This is a genomic window from Pseudonocardia hierapolitana (assembly GCF_007994075.1).
GTDB lineage: Bacteria > Actinomycetota > Actinomycetes > Mycobacteriales > Pseudonocardiaceae > Pseudonocardia > Pseudonocardia hierapolitana.
In genome coordinates, this window is record NZ_VIWU01000001.1 from 8,632,810 (window position 1) to 8,656,723 (window position 23,914).

Here is a 23,914-nt window from a genome sequence, read left to right on the forward strand (position 1 = left end):
CGGTCCACCCTAGTGGGGCAGCGGCAGGACCAAGCTGGTGAGCAGGTGCTCCAGCTCCGCCTCCGGGTCGGCGGTCAGGCCGGTGTGCACGGGGCCTGCCTGCACGATCGTGCTGCGCGGCGCGGTCAGCCTGCGGAAGCGGCGGCCACGGTCCTCCCTGCCCGCGGGCGCGGCGTGCCGGGCCTCGACGCGCTCGTGTGCCCATTGCCCGGGCGCGCAGTGCGCGTGCACGGCCTCGAGCGCGGCCGTGATCATGGCGGCGTCGGCGGCCGGGTCGAGCGCGTGCAACCGCTGCACGTCGAGGTGGACGCGAGCGCCGAGGAAGTCCAGCGGGCGGCTGTAGAGGACGACCCCGGCGTTGAGGGACTCCCCGCGCTCGATCCGCGGCACGACGCGCAGCAGCGCGTACTCGAACGGGTATCTGACCGGCGGCACCGTCGATTCGCTCACGAGGTCGCTCATCGCCCCACCCAGAACGGTGTGCCGGGACCACGGGTCGCGGGCGGTCCGGCAGCGGCGCCCCGCCCGTCGATCGCCGCCCGGATGCCCGGCAGCCAGGCGGCGCGTGCGTCCCGACGCGCCACGAGCTGCGTGACGAAGGCCGCGCGCACCTCGTCGACGTCGCCGAAGCCGGGCTCATCGGCGAGCCACTGGTCGGGAACGGCGTCGGCCGCTGCCCGCAGCAGCTGCGGTGTGACCTGCGGGGCGAGCGCGGCGTCGGCGGCGTCGAGGTCGGGTCCACATCCGAGCAGGACGTGGTCGGCGGCGTCGTAGGCCCGCTCCACCCATGCCGCGGCTCCGGACCAGGCGTGCTGGAAGGTCAGGGTGGCGCCGTGGTCGATCAGGTACGGGCTGCCGTGCCAGAAGAGCATGTTGGTGTTGCGCCAGGACCGGTCGACGTTGCCGACGAGCGCGTCGAACCACAGCACGCGCCCGGCGAAGCCGGGGTCGATCGGGAACGCCTTCGGGTCGAGGTCGAGCGCGCCGGGCAGGAAGTCGATCCCGAGGTTCAGCCCCGGGCTGGCGCGCAGCAGCTCCTGCACTTCCTGGTCCGGTTCGGCGACGCCGAGCGCCGGGTCGAGCTCGACGGTGACCAGCTCCGGAACCGGCAGGCCCAGCCCTCGGGCGAGCTCGCCGGTGACGATCTCCGCGACGAGCACCTTCCGACCCTGCCCGGCACCGATGTACTTGACGACGTAGGTGCCCAGGTCGTCGGCTTCCATCAGCCCGGGCAGCGACCCGCCCTCGCGCAGCGGCGTGACGTACCGGGTGGCCGTGACGTGGCGCAGCACCGGATCATCCTCCCACCGCGTGGGGCCGCCCACCCCGAGCGACCCCACCCTCTGCGCGCCGGGTCAGCGGCGGTGCCCCGCCACGTGCGCCACCTGCTGGGCCATCATCGGCTGCGGCGCATGGAACCGCTCGACCTCGCGGCGGTGCTGCGCCTGCCGCCCGCGCACGAGGTGGTCGATGCTGTAGCGGCCGGGACCGACCGCACCGAGGGCGATGAGGCCGGCGCCGATCACGCCGACGAGCTCCCACCCGCCGTTGGAGATGAAGATGCCGTTGGCGCCGTGCACGAAGGCGGCGGCGCCGATCATGATCACGAGCTGCAGAGCGCACATCAGCGGGGTCAGGGCGCCGAGGATCAGCAGCACGCTGCCGGCGAACTCGACCACCGTGACGAATGAGGCCGACACGATCGCGAGCGGGATGCTCAGGTTCTCGAAACCCTCGGTGGTGCGTCCGATGCCGTTGATCACCATCTTCTGGTAGCCGTGCGCGAACATCACGACGCCGATGAGGACGCGCGTGATCAGCAGGGCCCAGTCACGAGCTGGGGCGGGAAGCGGACGGTTCAACGGATACCTCCATACGGTCTGTGATCGGCCTGCATCCGGGGGTGATCGCAGTTAACTGCATGGATGTGCTCGGACACGCCCTGTCAGCCCATGGCCGCGGCGGCCGAACGGATCCACGCGACGAGCTGAACCCGCGGTAACACACTGAACGTGCAACTGCACGTACGCGGTCAGTCACCCCGCGCAAGGGACCGCTCATCGTGATCAAGCCGTTACCCAAGGTGTGTAACGGCCTTGAGTCAGGCCACGGTCCTGGCGACGGGCCGTAACGGCTCCCGCTAGGCTCCGCGACCTGATGATCCCGCTGGAGGATCGAGAAGCGGGGAGGCCCCGTGGGCACTGAGTTGGACTGGTCGACCGAGTGGCTCACCAGCACCCTGTGGATCGCCGGGGTGTTCGTGGCGACCACGCTCGGCTGCGCGGTGCTGGTCGCCCTCCTGTCGCGGTACACCGTGTGGGGCCGCCAGTTCCGCCGCCTGGCCTTCCCCTACTTCTCCCCGCGCGGACCCGAGGGCTGGCGCCCGCTGCTCACGGTGCTACTGGTCCTGCTGCTGGCCATAGCATCGGTACGGCTCAGCGTGCTGTTCTCCTACCAGGGCAACGGCATGCTCACCGCGCTGCAGAACCTCGACGCTCCGACATTCTGGCGCTACATCGGCATCTTCGGCATCCTCGCCACGATCCACGTGACCCGGATCCTGGTCGAGTTCTACATCCAGCAGGCGCTCATCATCCGGTGGCGCGTGTGGATCACCGACCGTGTGATCGGTGACTGGCTCGACGGACGCGCCTACCACAAGGGCCGGTACACGAAGGTTGCTGTCGACAACCCGGACCAGCGCATCCAGGAAGACACCGCCTCGTTCCCCTCGGTGTCGGTGACGCTCGGCGTCGGCGCGGTCAGCTCGCTCGTTTCGCTCGTGTCGTTCACGCTCATCCTCTGGCAGCTCTCCGGGCCGCTGACCGTCCTCGGGGTCGAGGTCCCACGAGCGATGACGTTCCTCGCGTACGTCTTCGTGATCATCGCTTCGGTGATCGCGTTCCGGATCGGGCGCCCGCTGATCCTGCTCAACTTCCTCCAGGAGCGCTTCAACGCCACCTTCCGCTATGCCCTCGTGCGACTGCGGGAGAACTCGGAGAACGTCGCCTTCCAGCGCGGCGAGCGGGTGGAGAACGGGATCCTGGGCAGCCGCTTCCGGGACGTGATCAGCAACGCCTGGGCGATCGTGTTCCGGAGCCTGAAGTTCCAGGGCTTCAACCTCGGGGTCAGCCAGCTCTCGGTGGTGTTCCCCTACATGATCCAGGCTCCCCGGTTCTTTTCCCAGCAGATCACGCTCGGCGACCTGAACCAGACCGCCACCGCCTTCGGCGAGGTGCACGACGCGCTGTCGTTCTTCCGCAACGCCTACGACGATTTCGCGAGCTACCGCGCGGTCCTCGACCGCCTCACCGGCCTGCTGGACGCCGACGCCGCCGCCCGCGCGCTGCCGGCCGCGGACGTCGAGGAGGGCGACGACCTGCAGGTGCGCGACCTCACCGTCCGCCGCCCGGACGAGCGGGTGCTCGTCGACGACCTGGATCTCGACGTCGCCGCCGGCACGTCGCTGCTGGTCACGGGGCCGTCCGGCGGTGGGAAGACCACACTGCTGCGCAGCGTGGCGCAGCTGTGGCCGTACACGAGCGGCTCCGTGCGCCGCCCGACCGACGACGGGTCGCTCTTCCTGCCCCAGCAGCCGTACCTGCCGCTGGGCACGCTCCGGGACGCGCTCGCCTACCCCGGGCCCGGAACCGAGATGGACGACGCCCGGGCGGCGGAGCTGCTGCGCAAGGTGCAGCTCCCGCAGCTGGCCGACCAGCTCGACGAGGTTGACGACTGGGCCCGCCGCCTCTCCCCCGGCGAGCAGCAGCGCCTCGGGTTCGCCCGCATCCTGGTGGTGCGACCCAAGGTGGCGTTCCTGGACGAGGCCACCTCGGCCCTCGACGAGGGTCTCGAGCAGAGCCTCTACAACCTGCTGCGCGAGGAGCTGCCCGACATGATCATCGTCAGCGTCGGGCACCGCAGCTCGTTGCGCCGCTTCCACGACGAGCTGCTCGAGCTGGACACGGAGGGCCGCTGGGAGAAGTCCGCGCTGCGGGGGTAGCTGCCTACAGCGCGAGCATCGCCGCGGCGACCTCGTCGGCGGCCGCGTCGGGGATCGCGGTCGCGGCCTGTTCGAGCACGAGCAGCCGCGCGCCGGGGACCTCGCGCGCGAGCGCCTCGCCGTTGCCGACCGGGAAGAACGGGTCGCGGCGACCATGCACCACGAGCGCCGGTATCGCGAGCTCGGGCAGGCGCTCGCGCCAGCGCGGCCTGCAGTTGAGCTTGGAGAAGACCATGCCCAGCTGGTTGGCAATCTGGACCGCGGGCTCCGTGCCCGGCGTGCGGTCGAAGATGCGCCCGGCGGTCGCGCGTGCCGCGGCGGGGTCGTCGCCGAGGATCTCCGCGCCGGCGGCGGCGTACTCCGCCACGGCGGCGCGGTCGGACCAGTCGGGCATCGGTAGCGCGAACCGCCGCTTCATCGTCGCTCTGTCGTGGTCGGGCAGGTCGGCGTCGACCCGGCCCGGTGCGACGGGCCGCGTCCCGGCGAGGGTGAGTGCCGAGAACCCGCCCGGGTGGTCGAGTGCGGCGACCTGGGCGACCATCCCGCCGACGCCGATGCCCGCCAGGTGCGCCGGCCGGTCGTCGAGTCCGCGGGCGAGCGCGGCGGCGTCGGCGGCGAGGTCGCGCAGCGTGTACGCGGGCGCCTCCGGGTCGGCCGTCGTCGACGCACCGGCGTCGCGCAGGTCGTAGCGCACGACGTGACGTCCGCCGCGAGCGAGCGCCTCGCAGAGTCCGTCGGGCCAGGAGAGCATGGTTGGGGCGCCCACGAGCAGCACGAGGGGCGCCGCCGCATCGCCGAAGTGCTCGACCCCGAGCGTGACGCCGCCGGGCGTGCGGAACGAGTCGGCCGTCGATTTCATCGTCAGCCCCGCCGCGCCGTCACCCTGATCTCCGCCACACCCGTCAGGGCGCGGGAGACCGCGCAACCCGCCTCGGCCGCTTCGGCGTGCTCCTGGAGGGCGGCTTCGTCGACGCCGTCCACGTCGACCGTGGTGTCGAGCTCGACCAGGTCGATGGTCGGCACCCCGTCGACGGGGCGCAGGCGCACCCGGGCGCTGGTGGCGACGCTGCGGGGAACGCTGCCGGCCTGCGTGAGCACGTACGTCAACGACATCGAGAAGCAGCCTGCGTGTGCGGCGGCGAGCAGCTCCTCGGGGTTCGTGCTGCCCACGGCGTCGTCGGTGAAGCGGGAGCGGAAGCTGTAGTCGGCTTCCCAGCGCTTCGGACCGACGACCAGGCGGCCGCTCCCGTCCTGCAGGTCGCCGGTCCAGGTCGCGCTTCCGGTGCGTGCGGCCATCGTTCAGGTCCTCTCGTGATTCGGTGCGACTGCGATGACAACCTTGCCGAGGGCGGTCCCGCCGAGGTAGTGGCGGAACGCCTCGGGTGCCTCGTCGAAGGGGAAGACCCGGTCGAGGACCGGCCGGATCCGGTGGGCGCTCACCGCCTGGACGAGCGCGACGAGCTGGGCCCGGCTTCCGATCGCGACCGGTCGGAGCGTCGCGCCCGTGGTGAAGATCGCGTACGGGTCGAGAGTGGCGCCAGGGCGTCCGCCGACGAAGCCGACCACGGCGATCTCGCCGCCGAGCGCGGCGGCGGCCAGCGAGGACTCGAGGGTGCCCGCCACCTCGACGACGAGATCGGCCCCGCGCCCGCCCGTCGCCGCGCGGACCGCGGCCGGCCAGTCCGGGGTGTCGCGGTAGTTCAGCACCACGTCCGCGCCCAGCTCCCGCAACAGGTCCGCCCGCGCGTCGTTCCCGGTCGTCGCGATCACGCGCGCGCCCATCGCCGTGGCCAGCGGGACCGCGAAGAGCGACACCCCGCCCGTGCCGAGGGTCAGCACGGTGTCGCCGCGGCGGATCCCGCGGCCGCCGGTCAGCGCGTTCCACGCGGTGAGACCGGCGACCGGCAGGGTGGCCGCTTCGGCGTCGGTGAGATCGGCGAGGTCGTCCGGGATCTCGACGAGCGCGGTGGCGGGCAGCACGACGTGCTCGGCGAGCATCCCGTCGAGCGAGCCACCGATCTGGTCGATGACGTCGAGGGTGAAAGGCCCGTCCTGCCAGCGCGGGAACGCCGCGACGAGGACCCGTGCCCCCACCGGCGGACCGGCGACGTCCGGCCCGGTCGCTGCGACCACGCCGGCCCCCTCGGCGAGCGGGATCCCGCCTGCGCGGACGGGAAGCACGTACCGGCCTTCCAGGATCATCGCCTCGCGGTAACCGAGCGAGGCCGCCCGCACCTCGACGAGGACCTCGCCAGGCCCGGGAACGGGGAGTTCGGAGACCTCGAGCCGGAGGCCGTCGAGGCCGGCACCCGCGTCGAGCCGGTAGCTGCGCATGAACCGACCTTGGCCCTCCGCAAGTGCCGCCGCCCATTACCTCCTAGGTGCAGTGGCTCCGCGGCCCTACGCTGGCGCCATGGGCGGCGCGGGCGAGGTGCTGCGGTTCTGGCGGCGGCGCCGCGGCGTGAGCCAGCTGGAGCTGGCCACCGCGACCGGTGTGTCCACCAAGCACCTCAGCTTCGTGGAGAACGGGCGGGCCCGGCCCAGCCGGCAGCTGCTCGTGCACCTCGCCGACGCGCTGGACATGCCCCTGCGCGAGCGCGACCGGCTGCTGCTCGCAGGCGGCTACGCGCCCCCGCAGGGCCGGTCCGGCCCCCGGGACCGGGCGCTGCGCCCGCTCCGACCGGCGCTCGACGCGCTGCTCGCCGCCCACGACCCGCACCCGGCGATCGTGGTCGACGCCCGCTGGGACCTCGTGGCGGCCAACGCCGCCGCCGACCTGCTGTGGGACGGCGTCGATCCCGGGCTGCTGACGCCGCCGGTCAACATGCTGCGGCTGTCCACGCACCCCGAGGGCCTGCCGCGGATCTCCACCGCCACCCCGGTCTGCAGCCGGCCGTTGATCACCCGGTTGCGCCGGCAGGCCGACGAGGACGCCGACGACGCGCTCCTCGACCTCGTGCTCGAGGCGGAGCAGCATCTCGCCGCCTTCGCCGGCCGGCCGCCGCCCCGGTGGACCGGCGACGGCGTCATGGCCGGGTTCGAGCTCAAGACCCGGCTCGGCGTGGTCGGCCTGCACACGGTGATCGCCACGCTCGGCGCCCCCCTGGACGTCGGCGCGGCCGACCTGGCCCTGGAGACTTTCCTCCCCACCGACGAGGACAGCGCCGCCCTTCTCCGCGAGCTGGCCGCCACCCGGCCCGAACCGCAGCATGGTGCTCTACCTCGGTAGGACCGCCTCAAGAGCCACCTGCCGCCGTGCCGGGCGCCGGGGCCAAGCCCGTCAGCACCGTCCAGGCCCGCCTACCAGGCTGCGAGCGACCCGTCCGCATGCCGCCACAGCGGCGTGCGCCAGTCGTGGCCGCGCTCGGCCGCCCGCCGGACCTCGGCCTCGTCCACCTCGATGCCGAGACCGAGGCCAGTGGGCCGCTCGATGCTGCCGTCGACGAAGGTGAACGGGCTCGAGTCCACGAGGTAGCCGAGGAGGCCCGAGTCGTCGCCGTAGCCGATGCCGAGCGACTGCTCCTGGATGAGGAAGTTCGGCGCGGCGAAGTCGACCTGCAGGCAGGCGGCGAGCGCGATCGGGCCGAGCGGGCAGTGCGGGGCGAGCAGGGCGTCGTGGGTCTCGGCCATGGCTGCGATCCGGCGGGTCTCGGAGATGCCGCCCGCGTGGCTGACGTCCGGCTGGGCGACGGCGATCCCCGCCTCGAACGCGGGCCGGAAGTCCCACCGGGAGTAGAGGCGCTCCCCGGTCGCGACCGGGATCGTCGTGGCCGAGACGACGGCGCCCAGGTCGCGGGTGTGCTCGGGCAGAACCGGCTCCTCGACGAACAGCGGCCGCAACGGCTCCAGCAGCGGCAGGACCCGGCGCGACATCGCGGCGGAGAAGCGGCCGTGGCAGTCGATGGCGACGTCGACGTGCGGCCCGACCGCGTCCCGCACGGCGCCGACCCGGTCGATCACGCGCTGGATCGCGGCCGGGGTGTCGAGCGGGGCGAGCAGCTCCGACGGGGTCATCTTCACCGCCGTCAGGCCCTTCTCGACCTGCGCCCGGGCGGCGTCGGCGAGTTCGGCGGGCTCGCTGCCGTGCACCCAGCCGTACACCCGGGCCCGGTCGCGCACGGCGCCGCCGAGCAGCTGGTGCACCGGCACGCCGAGTGCGCGGCCCGCGATGTCCCACAGCGCCTGGTCGATGCCCGACACAGCCGAGTTGATCACGGGTCCGCCGCGGTAGAAGCCGCCCTTGGTGAGCACCTGCCAGTGGTCCTCGATGCGGGTGGCGTCCTGGCCGACGAGGTACTCCATCGACTCCTCGACGGCGCGGGCCGTCGTGGCCGCCCGGCCCTCCACGATGGGCTCGCCCCAGCCGCTGACGCCCTCGTCGGTGTCGAGGCGCAGGAAGAGCCAGCGGGGGGCGACGGGGAACAGCTCGTAGCCGACGATCTTCATGCGCGGACCCCCTGCGGGAAGACGAGGATCTTGCTCGCCTGCGCGGTGCCGCGGGCGAGGGCTTCGAACGATGCGGGCCCGCCGTCGAGGTCGGTGCGGCCCTCGATCAGGGTGTCGATGGCGTCCGGGGCGGTCGCGGCCCACTGCGCTGTGTCGCGGAACTCGGCGGCGCTGTAGCAGAAGCTCCCGACCACGGAGCGTTCCTTCGTCGATATCTCGTAGGCGGCGACGTCGAGCGTGGGCGCGGCCATGCCGACGAGGACGACGGTGGTGCCGATCGGCGCGCAGGCGAAGGCGGCGGCGAGCGTCTGCGGGCTGCCCACGGCGTCGACGATCAGCGTCGGCTCGCCGTCCAGCGCGGCGTGCACGGCAGCCACGAAGTCGTCCGCGGCCGACGGGTCGACGACGGCCGCGCCGAGCCGGGCGTTCAGCTCGCGCCGGTGCGACGCGGGTTCGGAGACGGCCACCCGCTCGGCGCCCTGGCGGCGCGCCGCGAGCACGCAGGCCTGCCCGATCGGTCCGCCGCCGAGGACGAGGACGGCCTCGCCCGCGCGGCAGTCGCCGCGGACCAGCGCGTGGTGGCCAACGGCCAGGGGTTCGACGAGCGCGCCGTGCTCGATCGGCATGCCGTCGGGAAGCTTCACGACGTTGCGCGCGGGCACGGCCATCCGCTCCGCGAAGGCCGACCGCAGCTCGGGCGTCACACCGATGATCCGCTTGTTCGGGCAGGACTGCTCGCGCCCCACCGCGCACTGCCGGCACTCCCCGCACCACAGCACGGGGTTGACGGTCACCGCGTCGCCGGCCGCGAGGTCACCGGCGGCGTCGGGCCCGACGGCGAGCACGCGTCCCACCGTCTCGTGCCCCATGACCTGCCCGCGCACGCGCCGGCCGTTCTCGCCGGTGTAGCCGTGGATGTCGGAGCCGCAGATCCCGGTGGCCACCACCTCGATCAACACGTCCCCCGGCCCCGGCTCGGGTTCGGGCACGTCGTCCACGGTCAGCTTCCAGAAGTCGGCAAGCACCAGCGCACGCATGATCCCGACCGTAATGCCCCGGGCCGCCGCGCCCGAACTGCAGCAAGGTGGCCATGCTGCAACGAGACGGCAGTACGGCCACCTTGCCGCAGCTCAGGCGGTGGCCGTGGCGGCCCACTGCACCAGGTCCTCGCCGCGGATCGCCGCCGCCATCAGGTCCGGGAACAGTTCCGGGGTACAGGCGAACGCGGGTACCCCCAGTGCGGCCAGGGCGGCGGCGTTGTCGTGGTCGTAGGCCGGGGCGCCGGAGTCGGACAGGGCGAGCAGCGTCACCACCTGCACCCCGGCACCGACGAGCGCGGCCACCCGGCGCAGCAGCTCGGCGCGCGCCCCGCCCTCGTACAGGTCGCTGATCAGCACCAGCAGGGTCTCGGCGGGCCGGGTGACGAGGGACTGGCAGTAGGCGATCGCCCGGTTGATGTCGGTGCCGCCGCCGAGCTGGGTGCCGAAGAGCAGCTCGACCGGGTCGCCCAGTTCGTCGGTGAGGTCGGCGACGGCCGTGTCGAACGCGACGAACCGCGTCCGAAGCGTCGGCATCGAGGCGAGCACCGCCCCGAACAGGCCCGCGTAGACCACCGACTCGGCCATCGAGCCGGACTGGTCGACGGCCAGGATCACGTCGCGCTGCACGCTCCGCCGGCGCCGGCCGTGCCCGATCAGCCGCTCCGGCACGATCGTGCCCAGGTCCGGGGAGAAGTGCTGCAGGTTGGCCCGGATCGTGCGGGCCAGGTCGATGTCGGCGGGGCGCGGGCGGCGGGTGCGGGCGGAGCGGTCCAGCGCGCCCGTGACGGCCGCCTGGGTGCGGTCGGCGAGGCGGCGCTGCAGCTCGGCCACCACGGTGCGCACGACCTCCCGCGCGGTCTCCTTGGTCCGCTCCGGCAGCACGCCCTTGAGCGACAGCAGCGTGCCGACCAGGTGCACGTCCGGCTCGACGGCGGCGAGCAGCTCCGGCTCCAGCAGCATGCGGGTGAGGCCCAGCCGCTCCACGGCGTCGCGCTGCATCACCTGCACCACCGACGTCGGGAAGTACTGCCGGATGTCGCCCAGCCAGCGCGCCACCTGCGGTGCGGAGCCGCCGAGGCCGCCCGTGCGCTGGCCGTTCCCCTCGCCTCCCCCGCCGTCGTAGAGGGCCGCGAGGGCGGCGTCGACGCGGCGGTCGTCGGGGTTCAGCCCGACGCCGGTGCCGTCCGCGGTGTCGTCCGGGCCGCCGCCGAGCACCATGCGCCACCGCCGCAGCCGCTCGTCGTCACTGTGCTGCTGGTTCGCTCGCTGACGCTCACTCATGCGCGCCCACCCCCAACAGCCGTGCGAACACCGGCACCACCAGCTCGGCCCGCTGCTCGTCGATCCCGTCGGCGGCGCGCGCGGCCGGGACGGCGCCGCCGAGCGCGGCCGCCCGCTCCCCGATCGCCCGCCGCTCCGGATCGGCGAACGCGCCGAACGTGCGCCGCAGCAGGGGCAGCACCTCGTCGAACTGCTCGGCCGCCACCTCGGCGAGCCAGCGGTCGACGATCCGCAGCAGCCGGTCGTCGTGCACCAGCAGCAGCGCGCCGCCTGCGAAGAACCCCTCGACGTAAGCGCCGGCGTGCGCCGCGGGCGTGCCGGCCGTGAGTGCGCGGGCCAGCCGTCGTTCCACCTCGTCCGCGGCCATCCGGTCGGTGTCGGCGAGCAACCGCGCCAGCCTCCCGGCGAGCAGCGGCGGCAACGCGGGACGCTCCGCGAGCCGTCCGAGGGCGCCGAGCCAGCGGTCGGTGGCCGCGTCGCCGAGCAGGCCGGTGACCCCGTGCACGCCGTCGACCAGCCCGGACAGCCGGGTCGCCTCGTCGTCGTCGATGCCGTGGGCCGCGGGCGGCAGGCCGGCGCAGATCCGCGCCAGCACCCGCTCGGCGACGGTGCGCAGCGCGCCGGTGTCGGTGCCGCGCACGTCGCCGTAGCGCGTGGCGCGGGCGAGCGCCGGGAAGGCCGCCATGAGGTGCGCGACGTCCGCGTCGCCCGCGGCCCGGGCGTCCAGCGCGGCGAGCGCGTCCGGGAGGGCGTCCGGCAGATCGGCGAGCAGGCACCGCTCCACCGCGGCGGTGACGTCGGCGAGCGCGGGTGCGTCGGCCACGGCGGCCCTGATCCGCGCGGCCGCGGCCCCGGCCACGGTGGTGCCGTGCACGCCCGCCGCCACCAGGTCGACCTCGAACTCCGGCTGCCAGGCGAGCTCCCACGTCTCGCGGAAGGTGCCCGTGCTGCGGCGGGCGCTCGCGGCGGGCCGTCCCCACGGGATCCCGATCACGCGCAGCCGGTGCAGCAGCCGGGAGCGCTCCAGGCCGCCCGGGTTGCGCAGGTCGAGGTCGAGCTCGCGGGGCAGCGGGTCGCGCTTGAGGCGCAGCCGCCGCGCGGTGGCGGCGAGGTCGGCTGCGAGGGGGGTGAGCGGGGCGTCGTCGGGGACGGAGCCCATCCGCTCCCCCACGACCAGGCGCCGGGTGACGAGGTCGAGCTGCACCTCGTTGCCCCCGCACAGGACCGAGAGGGTGGCCTCCGTGACCTCGGCGAGCCCCGCGGACACCCGGTCCCGCAGCGCGGCGAGCGTGTCGGCGAGGCGCACCGCCTCGATGACGTGCGCGGTGGAGACGGGCAGGTCCTCGGCGCGCAGCACGCCCGCCACCGCGGTGAGCCAGCGCGCGGTGACGTCCTGGTCGGTGGTGAAGAGGTGGTGGTACCAGCCAGGGGACGTCACGCCTGCGCCGTAGCCGCTGGACGCGGCCAGCCGCCCGTGCGTCCATGGCACCCAGGCGCAGGCCGTCTTGCGCTTCGGCAGCCCGCGCAGCACGGCCTGGTCCCGGGAGGCGGGCGGCAGGGGGTCGGTCAGCGCCGGAACGTGCCACGCGCCGCAGACGACTGCGATGCGCTCGAACCCGTCCTTGCGGGTGCGGCGCAGGACCGTGCGCATGTAGGCCTCCCGCCGGGCGTCGTGCTCCTCGGTCGGTTCGTCCGCTCGGAGAGCGGCCATCGCGTCCGCGATCACGTCGAACGCGGGCTCGCCCCCACGCCGGTGCTCGATCATGTCGTCCCACCAGCGCTCGGGGTCGTCGTAGCCCGCGACGGCGGCGAGGCGAGCGAGGGGGTCGCCGGAGCCGCCGGGCCGGCCGCCGAGGGCGAACTGGTGGGCGGCCGGCAGGTCGCAGAACCGCACCGGCACCCCGGCGGCCACGGCGTGGCGGATGGCCTGCCACTCGGGGCTGAACACGGCGAACGGCCAGAACGCGGCCCGGGCGACGTCGTCGACGGCGTAGGCGAGCAGCGCCACCGGCGGCTCGAGGCCGGGGTCGGCGGCCATCCGGACGACGGCGTCGGCCTCGGGCGGTCCCTCGATCAGCACCACGTCCGGTTGGAACGCCACCAGCTCCGCGCTCAGGGCCCGTGCCGAGCCCGGGCCGTGGTGGCGGATCCCGAACAGGCGGGTCGTCACCCGGTGACCTCCAGGCCGGCCCGGTAGAAGTCGGCCCACCCCTCCCGCTCGCGCACCACCGTCTCCAGGTACTCGACCCACACCGCGCGGTCGGCGACCGGGTCCTTGACGACGGCACCGAGGATGCCCGCGGCCACGTCCTGTGCCCGCAGGACGCCGTCGCCGAAGTGGGCGGCGAGCGCGAGGCCGCCGGTCAGCACGCTGATCGCCTCGGCCGTGGACAGCGTGCCGGACGGCGACTTCACCGCCGTGCGACCGTCCTCGGTGCGCCCCGACCGCAGCTCCCGGAACACCGTGACCACGCGGCGGATCTCGGCGAGCGCCGCGACGTCCGACGGCAGTTCGAGCGAGGCGCCCAGCTGCGCCACCCGGCGGGCGACGATCTCCACCTCGGCGTCGGCGGTGTCCGGCAGCGGCAGCACCACCGTGTTGAACCGGCGGCGCAGCGCGCTGGAGAGCTCGTTGACGCCGCGGTCGCGGTTGTTGGCCGTGGCGATGAGGTTGAACCCCGGCCGGGCCTGCACCTCGGTGCCCAGCTCGGGCACCGGCATCGTCTTCTCGGACAGGATCGTGATCAGCGAGTCCTGTACGTCCGCGGCGATGCGGGTGAGCTCCTCGAGCCGGACGATCTTGCCGTCGCGCATGGCGCGCAGCACCGGGCTCTCCACGAGCGCGGCGGGGCTGGGACCCTCTGCGATCAGGCGCGCGTAGTTCCAGCCGTAGCGGATGGCCTCCTCGGCGGTGCCCGCTGTGCCCTGCACGAGCAGCGTGGAGTCGCCGCTGATCGCGGCCGACAGGTGCTCGGACACCCAGGTCTTCGCGGTGCCGGGCACGCCGAGCAGCAGCAGGGCGCGGTCCGTCGCGAGGGTGGCCACGGCGACCTCGACGAGCCGCCGCGGGCCGACGTACTTCGGCGTGATCTCGGTGCCGTCCGGAAGCGTGCCACCGAGCAGGTAGGTGACCACCGCCCACGGCGAGAGCCGCCACGACGGCGGGCGCGGCCGGTCGTCCACCGCGGCGAGCGTCGCGAGCTCGTCGGCGTGGTCCTGCTCGGCGTGTGGCCGCAGAACCGGTTGTCCCTGCACTGCCTGGGTCACGTGTCCAGCTCCTCGTGCATCTCGCGGCGGAAGGTCAGGGTGGTGGCCAGCTCGCGCCACCAGGGGGCCGCGCCGACCGGGAGGGGCGCGGTCGCGATCGGGTGGCGCAGGCAGCCGGTCGGGACGGTGCGGCCCGCGGCGCGGGCGGCGCCGCCGAGGCCCCGGTTGCCCGGATGGGCCGCGAGCCAGTCGAGCACGGCGGCGCCCAGCTCCGGCGACCACGGCTGCGGCAGCAGCGTGACCGCGGAGGCCATCGCGTGCGGGCTGAGCTTCGCGGCGAGCACCCCGACGGCGGGCCGGTGCAGCGCGGCGGGGAGCAGGCGCACCATCTCGGTGACGGTTCCGTCGATGCTCGCGGGGTCGGCGGCGGCGAGCACGGCGGCGCCCCACGCGGCGTCGCGCTGCCGGCCGGCGGCGAGGGTCCAGCCGGCGCGCAGCACCCCGGGGTCGCAGCCGGTGACGGGACGTGCGAGCACCTGCTCGGGCGTGCCGTCCTGCGCCCAGTGGTTCAGCGGGGTGGCGCCGACGATCCGGCGCAGCAGCTCAGCGGGATGCCGGACGCCGCCGGTGTCGCGCAGGAGCGCCGCATCGTCGGGGTCGGGCAACGCGACGGCCAGGCGTTCCCCGTCCCGCTGCACGAGCCGGCCTGCGCGCTCGCGCATCCGCCCCGCCAGGCGCGACCCGGGCAGCCGGGCCAGCAGCTCCGCGGCCGACTCCCGCACCTGACCCGCGCGATCGTCGAGCGCGTTCTCGAGGAACGGCTCGTCAGCGGGATCGAGGTGCCGGCCGACGACGGCGAGGAACTCGGCGCGGTCGCCCGCCGGTTCCCGCGCCCAGGTGGACGACAGCGCGGTGCGGGCCGCGGCCGGGTCGGCGGAGAGGGTGCGGTCGAGCCATTCCCTGCGCTGCAGCGGGCCGCCGTACGCCCAGACCCGGTCCGCCTCCGCCGCGACGGAGACGAGGAACGCCCACGCGGGGTTGCGCTCCCCCAGCCAGCTCCCGGCCGGGCCCGCGACGGCCGCGAGCGGCGGGCGCAGGGCCGGCCTGGTGCGCGCGGCCTCGGCCAGCGCGGGCAGGTGCTCCGGCGGCACCCGCATGCCCTTCTCGTGCACCGCCTGCAGCCACTCGCCGAGAAGGTCGGCGGGGATCCGCAGCAGCCGTCGCCGTGCGGCAGCCGGGACCAGCGGGCGCCCGTCGCGCTCGGCCACCGGGAGCCGGGCCTCCGGCCGCGCCGGCACGTGCCCGGCGCGCCGGTAGTTGGCGAGCACGGCGGCCGACCTCAGCAGCGCCTCCTCGGGCGCCCCGGCCACCAGCGGGCGCACGGCCGCCGGCAGCCCGGCCGGGTCGATCCGCCGCCGCTGGGTGCCGAGCAGTGCGGCGCTGACCAGGTCGTTCCAAGCGTTCATCGCTGATGATTCGCTCGCAAGCTCGCTCATAGCCGCACCACCCGGTCGCCGTCCCAGCAGGTCAGGGGGCGCAGTCCGGCGGCGTTCCACTCCCCGGCCACGGTGACGGGGGCACCCGCCGACACGGCGAGCAGCGGCCACGGGTCCACGCGCTCGGCCAGCGGGAGCGCGGCGCCCTCGCGGTCGACGAGCGCCCAGCCGTCACCGTGGGCCACGGGGGCGACGTCGGCGAGGACGAGCGGCCAGCGCTCCAGCCAGGGGTCGGCGGCCAGCGCGTCCGCGAAGGACCTCAGCGCCGCGCACACCGGGTCACCCGCGGGGCGGCCCGAACGGACCGGGTCGCCCGCATCGGCGACCAGTGCCCGCAGCGGCGCGGCGCCCGGGTAGAACGCCAGCACGCCGCGGACGGTGTGCCCCGCGGGGAACGTGCGGGGCAGCGGCTGGCCGGGCGGGGCGAACGCCAGCACGAGCGCGGGCCGGCCGGTCGCCTGCCCGCGCAACCAGGTGCGCCGCGTGGTGAGGCGCTCCGTGACCTCGTCGGTGACGGCGGCAACGAGCCACTCGTCGGCCACCCGCTCGCCGGTGGCCAGCACGTCGGCGGTGTCGGTGGGGTAGCCCAGCCGCGAGCGGACCGTGGCGGCGAGGTCGGCGGGCAGCGTCGGGAGTCGCGTGCCGGCCTCGGCGAGCACATGCAGCAGCGCCAGCTCGGTGAGCAGCCGCGCCGGCCAGTCGCGGCCCCGGCCGATCGACCCGGCGGCGCGCCGCAGCCCGCCCGCCAGACCGGGCGCCTGCGCGTCGACCATGCGGGCGGCGACGCCGTACAACTCCTCCGCGTCGGCTCCGGCCAGGCCGCCGCGGACCCGGTCGACCAGCCATTCCCGCAGCTCCGCGGCCCCTGCGGCGACGCGCTCGGCGCGCTGCTCGGCCCGGCGCGCCGCGGCCTCCGGGTCGCGCGGCGCCTCCGGCCGCCCGGCCCGGCGGCGGGACCGCTGCGCACGCTCGGCGAGCCAGCCCCGGACCCACTCCGGCTCCTCCCCTGCGGGAACCGCTCCGTCGGCCCACAGGAACAGCAGGCCGAGCGCGTGCTTGCACGGGAACTTGCGACTCGGGCACGAGCACCGGAACGCGGGCTCGGACAGCTCGACGCAGGTCAGGTAGGGATTCTTGCCGCTACCCGTGCAGGTGCCCCACACGGCGCCGTCGGAGGCACCGAGGCCGCTCCATCCGGTGGCCGCCGCCTGCGCGCGTCCGGCGGCAACGGACCCGGGATCGGGTGCAACAGCGCGCACCTGGTCCACGCTCCACCGCACCCGCGCCACAATAGGACGCACCCGCGACAGTCCGAGCGACCGTGGGGAGGTGCGCCGCCTCCACGGGCGGATTACCGTCCCGCGGCGTGGAGCACGAGGAGAACGCACCCATGGACGGACCGCGCACGCTGGCGATCGACATCGGCGGGTCCGGGCTCAAGGCGATCGTGTTGACGCCCGACGGCGAGATGGCGTCCGAGCGCACCCGCCGGGAGACGCCCTACCCGTGCACCCCGCCCGTCCTGCTGGAGGAGCTCATCGCGCTCGTCGCGACCCAGCCGGACCACGACCGCGTGTCCGTCGGGTTCCCCGGTGCCATCCGGAACGGCCGGGTCCGCGAGGTGCCGGCGTTCTCCCGGCGCGGGCCCGGGCTGCCGCCGGACCCCGAGCTCGTCGCGATGTGGACCGGCTTCGAGCTGGAGTCCGCGCTCGCGGAGCGGTTCGCCAAGCCGACCCGGGTGGCCAACGACGCCGACGTCCAGGGCTGCGCCGTCATCTCCGGCCGTGGCATGGAGCTGGTGATCACCCTCGGCACCGGCATCGGGTGCGCTGTCTTCTTCGACGGCAGGCTGTTGCCGCACATGGAGCTCTCGCACGGCACCTTCGGCGGCACGTCCATCGAGGTCGCATGCGGCGACAACGAGCGGCACAAGATCGGCAAGGAAAAGTGGCGCGAGCGGGTGCTCGAGGCGCTGGACGCGTTCGAGGCAATGGTGCTGCCCGACCACCTCTACATCGGCGGCGGCAACGCCAAGAAGCTGGACCCCGACACCATCGGCCCGAACCGGACGATCGTGCCCAACATCTCGGGGCTCCTGGGCGGCATCGCGCTGTGGGAGCGGACGGGTGACAGCGAGCGCGTCCCGACCGGTGCCACGAGCTGAGGACGCGGCACTATGGCCTCCGTGTCCATGACCGACATCACCAGCACTCCCGAGTGGACGGCCCTCGCCGAGCACCACGCCGCCGTCGCCGGCCGGCACCTGCGCGAGCTGTTCGCCGACGACCCCGAGCGCGCCACCGCCCTGACCGCCACCGGCGCCGACCTCGTCCTCGACTACTCCAAGCACCGCATCACCCGCGACACCCTGCCGCTGCTCACCGCGCTCGCCCGCGCCGCCGGGCTGTCCGAGCGCACCGAGGCGATGTTCGCGGGCGCGCACATCAACACCAGCGAGGACCGCGCGGTGCTGCACACCGCCCTGCGCGCCCCGCGGGCCACGGCGCTCGCCGTCGACGGGCAGGACGTGCCCACCGACGTGCACGTCGTGCTCGGCCGGATGGGCGAGTTCACCGACGCCGTGCGGTCCGGGGCGTGGACCGGGCACACGGGTGAGCGGATCCGCGCCGTCGTCAACATCGGGATCGGGGGCTCCGACCTCGGCCCGGTGATGGCCTACGAGGCGCTGCGCGCCTACGCCGACCGCTCGTTCACCATGCGGTTCGTCTCGAACATCGACCCCACCGACATCGCCGAGGCCACCCGCGACCTCGACCCGGCCACCACGCTGTTCATCGTCTCGTCCAAGACGTTCACCACGTTGGAGACGCTGACCAACGCGAAGGTCGCGCGGCAGTGGCTCGTCAACGGGCTCGGCGGTGACGAGTCGGCCGTGGCCAAGCACTTCGTGGCCGTGTCGACGAACGCGAAGGAGGTCCGCGCGTTCGGCATCGACGAGGCCAACATGTTCGGCTTCTGGGACTGGGTCGGCGGCCGCTACTCCGTGGACTCCGCGATCGGGCTCTCGCTCATGGTCGCGATCGGCAAGGAGCAGTTCGCCGAGTTCCTCGCCGGGATGTACGCGATGGACTCGCACTTCCGCAAGGCGCCCCTGGAGGAGAACCTGCCGGCCATCCAGGGCCTGCTCAACGTCTGGTACGTCAACTTCTTCGGCACCGAGACCCACGCGGTGCTCCCCTACAGCCAGTACCTGCACCGGCTGCCCGCCTACCTGCAGCAGCTCACGATGGAGAGCAACGGCAAGTCCGTCCGCGGCGACGGCAGCCCGGTCACCACGGTCACCGGCGAGATCTTCTGGGGCGAGCCGGGCACCAACGGGCAGCACGCCTTCTACCAGCTGCTGCACCAGGGCAGGCGGCTCGTGCCTGCCGACTTCATCGGCTTCGCCGAGCCCAACCACGTGATCGACGTGGACTCCGACGGGGACATGCACGACCTGTTCATGTCCAACCTGTTCGCCCAGACCCAGGCCCTCGCGTTCGGCAAGACCGCCGAGGAGATCGCCGCCGAGGGCACCCCCGCCGACGTCGTGCCGCACAAGGTGATGCCGGGCAACCGCCCGACGTCTACGATCCTCGCGCCGAAGCTCACCCCGTCCACGCTCGGCCAGATCATCGCCTTCTACGAGCACGTCACATTCGTCGAGGGCACGATCTGGGGCATCGACTCGTTCGACCAGTGGGGCGTCGAGCTGGGCAAGGTGCTCGCCAAGCAGCTGGCTCCGGTGCTGGCAGCGGACAAGGCCGACACCGCAGGCCTCGACGCCTCCACCGCGGCGCTCGTGCGCCGCTACCGGGAGATGCGGGGGCGCCCCGCCTGATCTGATCTTTCGAAGGACGGGATGGCTCGACCGATTGATGATCATCCGGCCGGACTGAACGAGCCCGTGCCGCTCCGTGGCCCACGCCCGGGCCTCGGGGTGGCGGTCGCCGTCCTCCTCGGGCTCGCGGCGCTCGCCGGGCTCTGGGCGGCGTTCACCGGCGTCGGTCCGGCCCAGCTCGACGCCGCGGTGCTCGACGAGTCGGTCGAGTCCCGCACCGACCTGCTCACCGCGGCCGCCGTCACCGTCACCCACCTGGGCAGCACGGCCGCGATGGCGGTACTCGCCATCGCGTCCGGCATCCGGCTCTGGCGCACCGACCGGCGCGCCGACGCCGTGCTCGTGATCGGCGCGATGGCAGGCGCCCAGCTCGTCTTCCGGGGCCTCAAGGAGCTGCTGGACCGGCCCCGGCCCCCGGAGGACGGCCGCCTGGTGCACGCGGTGAGCGAGTCACTGCCGTCCGGGCACGCCACCACGGCCGTCGTCGTGATCGGCACGCTCCTCGTGCTGGCCTGGCCCGGGCGCACCCCGCCCGTCCGCGCCGGGCTGGTGGCCGCCGCCACCGTGTGGGTGGGCGCCGTCGGCCTCACCCGCATCTACCTGGGCGTGCACTGGTTCAGCGACGTGATCGCCGGCTGGCTGGTCGGCGGTGCCTGGCTCGCGATCTGCGTGGTCGTCTGGAGCCGGTGGCGTGCCAGGGCGGGCGTCGACCTCACGACGGCTCGGCTGCCGGGTCCGCAGCAGGGGCCTCCTCCACCTGGCGGATGAGGCGTTTGAGCTGGGAGATCTCGTCGTCCAGGGCCTTCCTGCCGGCTGCCGTCAGGTGGATCCAGGTACGGCCGCGTCTGCCCTCGTAGCCCTTCTCGATCTCCACCAGGCCCGCCTTCTCCAGCACGGTCAGGTGCTGGGAGAGGTTGCCGGTGGTCAGGTCCAGCGTGGCCCGCAGGAAGCCGAACTCCACTCGCCGGGCCTCGTGGGCGACGGTGAGGATGCCCAGCCGGACGCGCTGGTGAACGACGTCGTCGAGCCCTATCGCCGGATGGGTCATACCCCGCGCCGCCGTTCGGCCAGTGCGAAGCCAACGCCGCCGAGGAGCAGCACCCCGCAGGCGACGACGAGGCCCGGCAGGAAGCCCCACATCGGGCCGAGGCCGGCGCCGACGCTCACTCCCGGTCGCCGCGTTCCGATCCCGGACGCGAGGAGCGCGACCACCAGGTAGCCGGTGGTGAACACGACCAGGGGCCAGTTGCGTTCCACCCGGGCCAGCACGAACAACGCCAGGCCGATGGAGATCAGCGGGACCATGCCGACGGCGACCGGACCGGTCGGGAAGTAGCCCACGATGTCGAGTTGCTGGCTCCACGCCGAGGCGATGCCGAGGACCAGTCCGGTGGCGATCCCCGTGCCCACGTACGGCAGGACGCGGGCGCCGACCCCGCGGTTGCGGGCCCGGTACACGTAGAAGGCCGCGATCGCCGCGTACGCCAGGACGAAGGCGACGATCCAGTAGATGCCGACGGGCCATCCGACGACCTGGACGCAGGCACCCCCGTCGATGATCTGCACGCCGCCGCGGGCACCCAGGGCCGGATCGCACGTGACGACGTGCCGTCCCAAGCGGTAGAAGGGCGCCGCCGCGGCGATCACCAGGCCGAGCAGCACGAGCGGGAACCAGGTACCGCGCTGTGCGTGGCGCACGCGCCGGGCGAGCTGCCGGCTGCTCGAGAGCGCCTCCCGAGCGGTGTCGACGGAGCCGGTTGATCTTTCTGTCACGGCAGCATGCTTGCATCACAAGCAAGTCTTGGCAACACGCAATCGCCTTCGACCCGTAACCATCGTCGGCCAGGGAGCGAGTGGACATCGGGGTCGCCTCGAGAGCCGCAGCGCTCCGAACCCCGATCAGCGGCTCACTGGATGTGATCCTGATGGCCAAGCTGTGGCTCGACGTGGTGGGCATCCTCATCGCCTGCACGGTCGTGTACCTACTGGTCGAGTTCTGCGAACGCGAACGGCACTGACGGCCGGGAGCGGCTACAGCTACCGGTAGCGGAACACGGGTGGCACGGGACGCGTTGGCCGGTCTTGTGGGTCGATCACGGGTTCGGGCACCGCAGCTGCGGGGGCGCCGCTGGCTCAACACCGGAGGCGCGGAGCTCACGCTCGCCGGCCTGCGCGGCAAGATCGTGCTGCTCGACTTCTGGACGTTCTGCTGCATCAACTGCCTGCACGTCCTCGACGAGCTCCGGGAGCTGGAGGAGCGCTACGCCGACGTGCTCGTGACGATCGGCGTGCACTCGCCGAAGTTCGTGCACGAGGCCGACCCGGATGCTGTGGTGGCCGCCGTCGAGCGCTACGCCGTGCGCCACCCGGTCCTCGACGACCCCGAGCTCGTCACCTGGGACGCCTACGCGGGCCGGGCGTGGCCGACGCTGGTGGTCATCGACCCGACCGGCTACGTCGTGGCGCAGCTGTCCGGCGAGGGCCACGCGCACGGCCTGGGCGTGCTGATCGAGGAGCTCGTGGCCGAGCACGAGGCCGCAGGCACCCTGCGCTTGTTCTCACCCGCCCCGCCGGCTCCGCCGGCTACCGTCCCCCAAGGTGACGGCCCGTACGTCGCGCCGCCCGAGCCCGCCACCGCGCTGCGCTTCCCGGGCAAGGTGATCGCGCTGCCCGGCGGCACGTTCCTCGTGTCCGACACCGCGCACCACCAGCTCGTCGAGCTCGAGCCCGACCTGGTCACCGAGCGGCGGCGGATCGGCACCGGGGAGCGCGGCTTCTCCGACTCCCCGGCTCGCTTCTCCGAGCCGCAGGGTCTCCTGCTGCTGCCGGAAACCGTGGCCGGATACGACGTCGTCGTGGCCGACACCGTGAACCACGCGCTGCGCGGCCTGCGCCTCGCCGACGGCACGGTCAGCACGCTCGCCGGCACCGGGAAGCAGCTGCGCACCCGGGTGGAGGTCGGCGCCACCGCCGCCGAGCTCTCCTCGCCGTGGGACCTCGCATGGTGGCAGGGCCGGGTGGTCGTGGCGATGGCCGGCAGCCACCAGCTCTGGTCGTTCGACCCGGCGTCCGGCACGGTTGCGGTGCTTGCGGGCACCACCAACGAGGGCCTGCGCGACGGCGCACCGGAGGACGCCTTCTTCGCGCAGCCGTCCGGGCTCGCGACCGGCCCGGACGGCACGCTCTGGGTGGCCGACTCCGAGATCTCCGCACTGCGGTCGGTGCAGGCGGCGCCCGCGGCGGGAGCGCAGGTGGCGACGGCGGTCGGGATGGGCCTGTTCGACTTCGGCTTCCGCGACGGCCCCGCCGACGAGGCTCTGCTGCAGCACCCGCTCGGCGTCGCCGTGCTGCCCGACGGGTCGGTGGCGCTCGCCGACACCTACAACGGCGCCGTCCGCCGCTACGACCCGGCCACCCGCACCGTGAGCACCCTCGCGCGGGACCTGCGCGAACCGAGCGACCTGCTCGTCGACGGGGACACGCTGGTCGTGGTCGAGTCCGCGGCGCACCGGCTCGTCCGGCTGGCCGTCCCGGCGTCCATCCGGGTGGACGCCGCGCGGGGCGAAGGCGGAGCGCGCATCGGCGGAGCGGCGCACCGCGTGCGGCGGGCCCGCACCGATCTCGCCCCCGGCGAGCTGGAGCTGCGGATCGACTTCACCCCGCCCACCGGCCAGCACCTGGACACCCGGTTCGGCGACCCGACCTCGCTCACCGTGGCCGCGTCCCCGCCGGAGCTGCTCGCCGAGGGCGCCGGCACGACCCCTGGCCTCACCCGCGCCCTGCGGTTCGCCCCGGACGCACCCGCGGAGGGCGTGCTGCAGGTGAGCGTGGCCGCCGCGGCCTGCGACGACGGCGACGGCGTGTTCGCCGCGTGCCACCGCTACCAGCAGGACTGGGGCATCCCGGTGCGGCTGGTCGACGGCGCCCCTGCCGAGCTGGTGCTGGACCTGCGCGCCGTGCGCTGAGCTCAGGAGCCGGTGGCGCTCGGCAGCAACGCCGGGCACCCGGACGTGGCGTAGGCGAGGTCGTACTCGAAGTGCCACGGTTCGTTCTCGTAGCGGCGGCACCACCCCAGCGCGGCGCCGTTGCGTTCCACCCAGCCCGCAGAGGCGAGCGGCTGGATGTCCACCGCGATACCGACGACGTGCATCGACTCGTCGGGCTGCAGCACGTACTTGCTGGCGAGCTCCGCGCTGCCGAACTGCTGCACGGCGTCGGCGAACTGCCGCGCCTGCTGCTCCCGGCTCCGCTTGCCGTCGTTCAGGCACAGCTGAACGCCGTCCCCGCCCGCCGCGGTCCGTAGCCGCTGCCAGGCCGCGAGCGTGTCCGGCGGCATGCGATCGGGTGGCTCGTCGACGTAGCGCGCGTCGAGGGGGCAGTCCGGGCCGGTCTCCGGTCCGGGCATCTCCTCGACGATCGCCAGCGGCCGCCCGACGACCCGGTCCCAGACCAGCACCACCCTGCCGGTCGCGCCGAGAACCCCCAGCGCGGCGACCGCCCCGCACACCGACGCCATCAGCATGCCGATCACCGCGTCACGGGTCCTGGTTGCATGCGCGGTGGGCACCGGTTCGAACCTACCCATCGCAGGCGTGCGCTT

Annotated in this window: 22 protein-coding genes; 6 read left to right on the forward strand and 16 right to left on the reverse strand. The window is 74.0% G+C overall.

What is annotated here, in order from left to right; translation table 11 throughout:
• Positions 1-9: 9 nt before the first annotated feature.
• The 3 genes from FHX44_RS40780 to FHX44_RS40790 form a co-directional block, all read right to left on the reverse strand.
• Positions 10-462, reverse strand: coding sequence for a DUF3037 domain-containing protein (locus tag FHX44_RS40780; protein WP_147260635.1), 453 nt, complete (start codon positions 460-462; stop codon positions 10-12).
• Positions 459-1,292, reverse strand: coding sequence for a HipA family kinase (locus FHX44_RS40785; RefSeq protein ID WP_246170866.1), 834 nt, complete (start codon positions 1,290-1,292; stop codon positions 459-461). The genes FHX44_RS40780 and FHX44_RS40785 overlap by 4 nt, the downstream gene beginning before the upstream one ends.
• Positions 1,293-1,355: 63 nt before the next feature.
• The gene (locus FHX44_RS40790) at positions 1,356-1,862 is read right to left on the reverse strand and encodes a DoxX family protein (RefSeq protein ID WP_212612884.1); all 507 of its coding nucleotides are present in this window, start codon (positions 1,860-1,862) and stop codon (positions 1,356-1,358) included.
• 332 nt (positions 1,863-2,194) lie between these two features.
• On the opposite strand from FHX44_RS40790, the gene FHX44_RS40795 reads away from it, so the two are divergent.
• The gene (locus FHX44_RS40795; protein ID WP_147260636.1) at positions 2,195-4,003 is read left to right on the forward strand and encodes an ABC transporter ATP-binding protein/permease; all 1,809 of its coding nucleotides are present in this window, start codon (positions 2,195-2,197) and stop codon (positions 4,001-4,003) included.
• Between the two features lie 4 nt (positions 4,004-4,007).
• Here FHX44_RS40795 and FHX44_RS40800 read toward each other — a convergent pair whose 3' ends face one another.
• Genes FHX44_RS40800 through FHX44_RS40810 form a run of 3 tightly spaced genes read right to left on the reverse strand, consistent with a single transcriptional unit; the run spans position 4,008 to position 6,337 of the window.
• On the reverse strand, positions 4,008-4,862 hold the full coding sequence (locus FHX44_RS40800) for an alpha/beta fold hydrolase (protein ID WP_147260637.1): 855 nt from the start codon (positions 4,860-4,862) through the stop codon (positions 4,008-4,010).
• A 2-nt stretch (positions 4,863-4,864) separates the two neighbouring features.
• Entirely contained in the window at positions 4,865-5,299 is a 435-nt protein-coding gene (locus FHX44_RS40805) for an OsmC family peroxiredoxin (protein ID WP_147260638.1), read from the reverse strand.
• A gap of 3 nt (positions 5,300-5,302) precedes the next feature.
• A complete protein-coding gene (locus FHX44_RS40810) occupies positions 5,303-6,337 on the reverse strand; it encodes a zinc-dependent alcohol dehydrogenase family protein (protein WP_147260639.1) in 1,035 nt (344 codons plus the stop codon).
• 79 nt (positions 6,338-6,416) lie between these two features.
• Between FHX44_RS40810 and FHX44_RS40815 the strand changes: the two genes are divergently transcribed.
• Complete coding sequence (locus tag FHX44_RS40815; protein ID WP_212612885.1) at positions 6,417-7,232, forward strand: helix-turn-helix domain-containing protein; 816 nt, start codon at positions 6,417-6,419, stop codon at positions 7,230-7,232.
• Between the two features lie 71 nt (positions 7,233-7,303).
• Here FHX44_RS40815 and dgoD read toward each other — a convergent pair whose 3' ends face one another.
• The 7 genes from dgoD to FHX44_RS40850 all read right to left on the reverse strand — a co-directional run bounded on the left by dgoD (position 7,304) and on the right by FHX44_RS40850 (position 16,732).
• Positions 7,304-8,449, reverse strand: a complete 1,146-nt coding sequence (gene dgoD, locus FHX44_RS40820) for a galactonate dehydratase (RefSeq protein WP_147260640.1) — start codon at positions 8,447-8,449, stop codon at positions 7,304-7,306.
• On the reverse strand, positions 8,446-9,486 hold the full coding sequence (locus FHX44_RS40825; RefSeq protein ID WP_147260641.1) for a zinc-dependent alcohol dehydrogenase: 1,041 nt from the start codon (positions 9,484-9,486) through the stop codon (positions 8,446-8,448). Before FHX44_RS40825 ends, dgoD begins: the two co-directional genes overlap by 4 nt.
• 93 nt (positions 9,487-9,579) lie before the next feature.
• The gene (locus FHX44_RS40830) at positions 9,580-10,770 is read right to left on the reverse strand and encodes a VWA domain-containing protein (RefSeq protein WP_212612886.1); all 1,191 of its coding nucleotides are present in this window, start codon (positions 10,768-10,770) and stop codon (positions 9,580-9,582) included.
• The gene (locus tag FHX44_RS40835; RefSeq protein WP_147260642.1) at positions 10,763-12,940 is read right to left on the reverse strand and encodes a DUF5682 family protein; all 2,178 of its coding nucleotides are present in this window, start codon (positions 12,938-12,940) and stop codon (positions 10,763-10,765) included. Before FHX44_RS40835 ends, FHX44_RS40830 begins: the two co-directional genes overlap by 8 nt.
• Positions 12,937-14,037, reverse strand: coding sequence for an ATP-binding protein (locus FHX44_RS40840; protein ID WP_246170867.1), 1,101 nt, complete (start codon positions 14,035-14,037; stop codon positions 12,937-12,939). The genes FHX44_RS40835 and FHX44_RS40840 overlap by 4 nt, the downstream gene beginning before the upstream one ends.
• Positions 14,034-15,443 (reverse strand): DUF5691 domain-containing protein, encoded by a 1,410-nt coding sequence (locus tag FHX44_RS40845; RefSeq protein WP_147260643.1) that lies wholly within the window; start codon positions 15,441-15,443, stop codon positions 14,034-14,036. Before FHX44_RS40845 ends, FHX44_RS40840 begins: the two co-directional genes overlap by 4 nt.
• A gap of 26 nt (positions 15,444-15,469) precedes the next feature.
• Entirely contained in the window at positions 15,470-16,732 is a 1,263-nt protein-coding gene (locus FHX44_RS40850; protein ID WP_246170868.1) for an SWIM zinc finger family protein, read from the reverse strand.
• 107 nt (positions 16,733-16,839) lie between these two features.
• Here FHX44_RS40850 and FHX44_RS40855 point away from each other — a divergent pair, with 107 nt between their 5' ends.
• The 3 genes from FHX44_RS40855 to FHX44_RS40865 all read left to right on the forward strand — a co-directional run bounded on the left by FHX44_RS40855 (position 16,840) and on the right by FHX44_RS40865 (position 20,082).
• Positions 16,840-17,637, forward strand: a complete 798-nt coding sequence (locus FHX44_RS40855; RefSeq protein ID WP_212612887.1) for an ROK family protein — start codon at positions 16,840-16,842, stop codon at positions 17,635-17,637.
• Positions 17,638-17,664: 27 nt separating this feature from the next.
• Positions 17,665-19,314: a glucose-6-phosphate isomerase gene (pgi, locus tag FHX44_RS40860; RefSeq protein ID WP_147261892.1), complete on the forward strand. Its 1,650-nt coding sequence runs from the start codon at positions 17,665-17,667 to the stop codon at positions 19,312-19,314.
• Between the two features lie 66 nt (positions 19,315-19,380).
• Positions 19,381-20,082, forward strand: a complete 702-nt coding sequence (locus FHX44_RS40865) for a phosphatase PAP2 family protein (protein WP_147260644.1) — start codon at positions 19,381-19,383, stop codon at positions 20,080-20,082.
• Here the strand turns inward: FHX44_RS40865 and FHX44_RS40870 are convergent.
• Together FHX44_RS40870 and FHX44_RS40875 are read right to left on the reverse strand one after the other, a co-directional pair.
• Complete coding sequence (locus FHX44_RS40870) at positions 20,027-20,362, reverse strand: transcriptional regulator (protein ID WP_147260645.1); 336 nt, start codon at positions 20,360-20,362, stop codon at positions 20,027-20,029. The two genes, FHX44_RS40865 and FHX44_RS40870, sit on opposite strands and share 56 nt — an antisense overlap.
• The gene (locus FHX44_RS40875) at positions 20,359-21,087 is read right to left on the reverse strand and encodes a hypothetical protein (RefSeq protein WP_147260646.1); all 729 of its coding nucleotides are present in this window, start codon (positions 21,085-21,087) and stop codon (positions 20,359-20,361) included. Before FHX44_RS40875 ends, FHX44_RS40870 begins: the two co-directional genes overlap by 4 nt.
• Positions 21,088-21,371: 284 nt before the next feature.
• On the opposite strand from FHX44_RS40875, the gene FHX44_RS40880 reads away from it, so the two are divergent.
• Positions 21,372-23,279 (forward strand): NHL domain-containing thioredoxin family protein, encoded by a 1,908-nt coding sequence (locus FHX44_RS40880; protein ID WP_246170869.1) that lies wholly within the window; start codon positions 21,372-21,374, stop codon positions 23,277-23,279.
• 2 nt (positions 23,280-23,281) lie between these two features.
• On the opposite strand, the gene FHX44_RS40885 is transcribed toward FHX44_RS40880, so the two are convergent.
• Positions 23,282-23,881, reverse strand: a complete 600-nt coding sequence (locus tag FHX44_RS40885; protein WP_246170870.1) for a D-alanyl-D-alanine carboxypeptidase family protein — start codon at positions 23,879-23,881, stop codon at positions 23,282-23,284.
• Between the last annotated feature and the right edge of the window lie 33 nt (positions 23,882-23,914).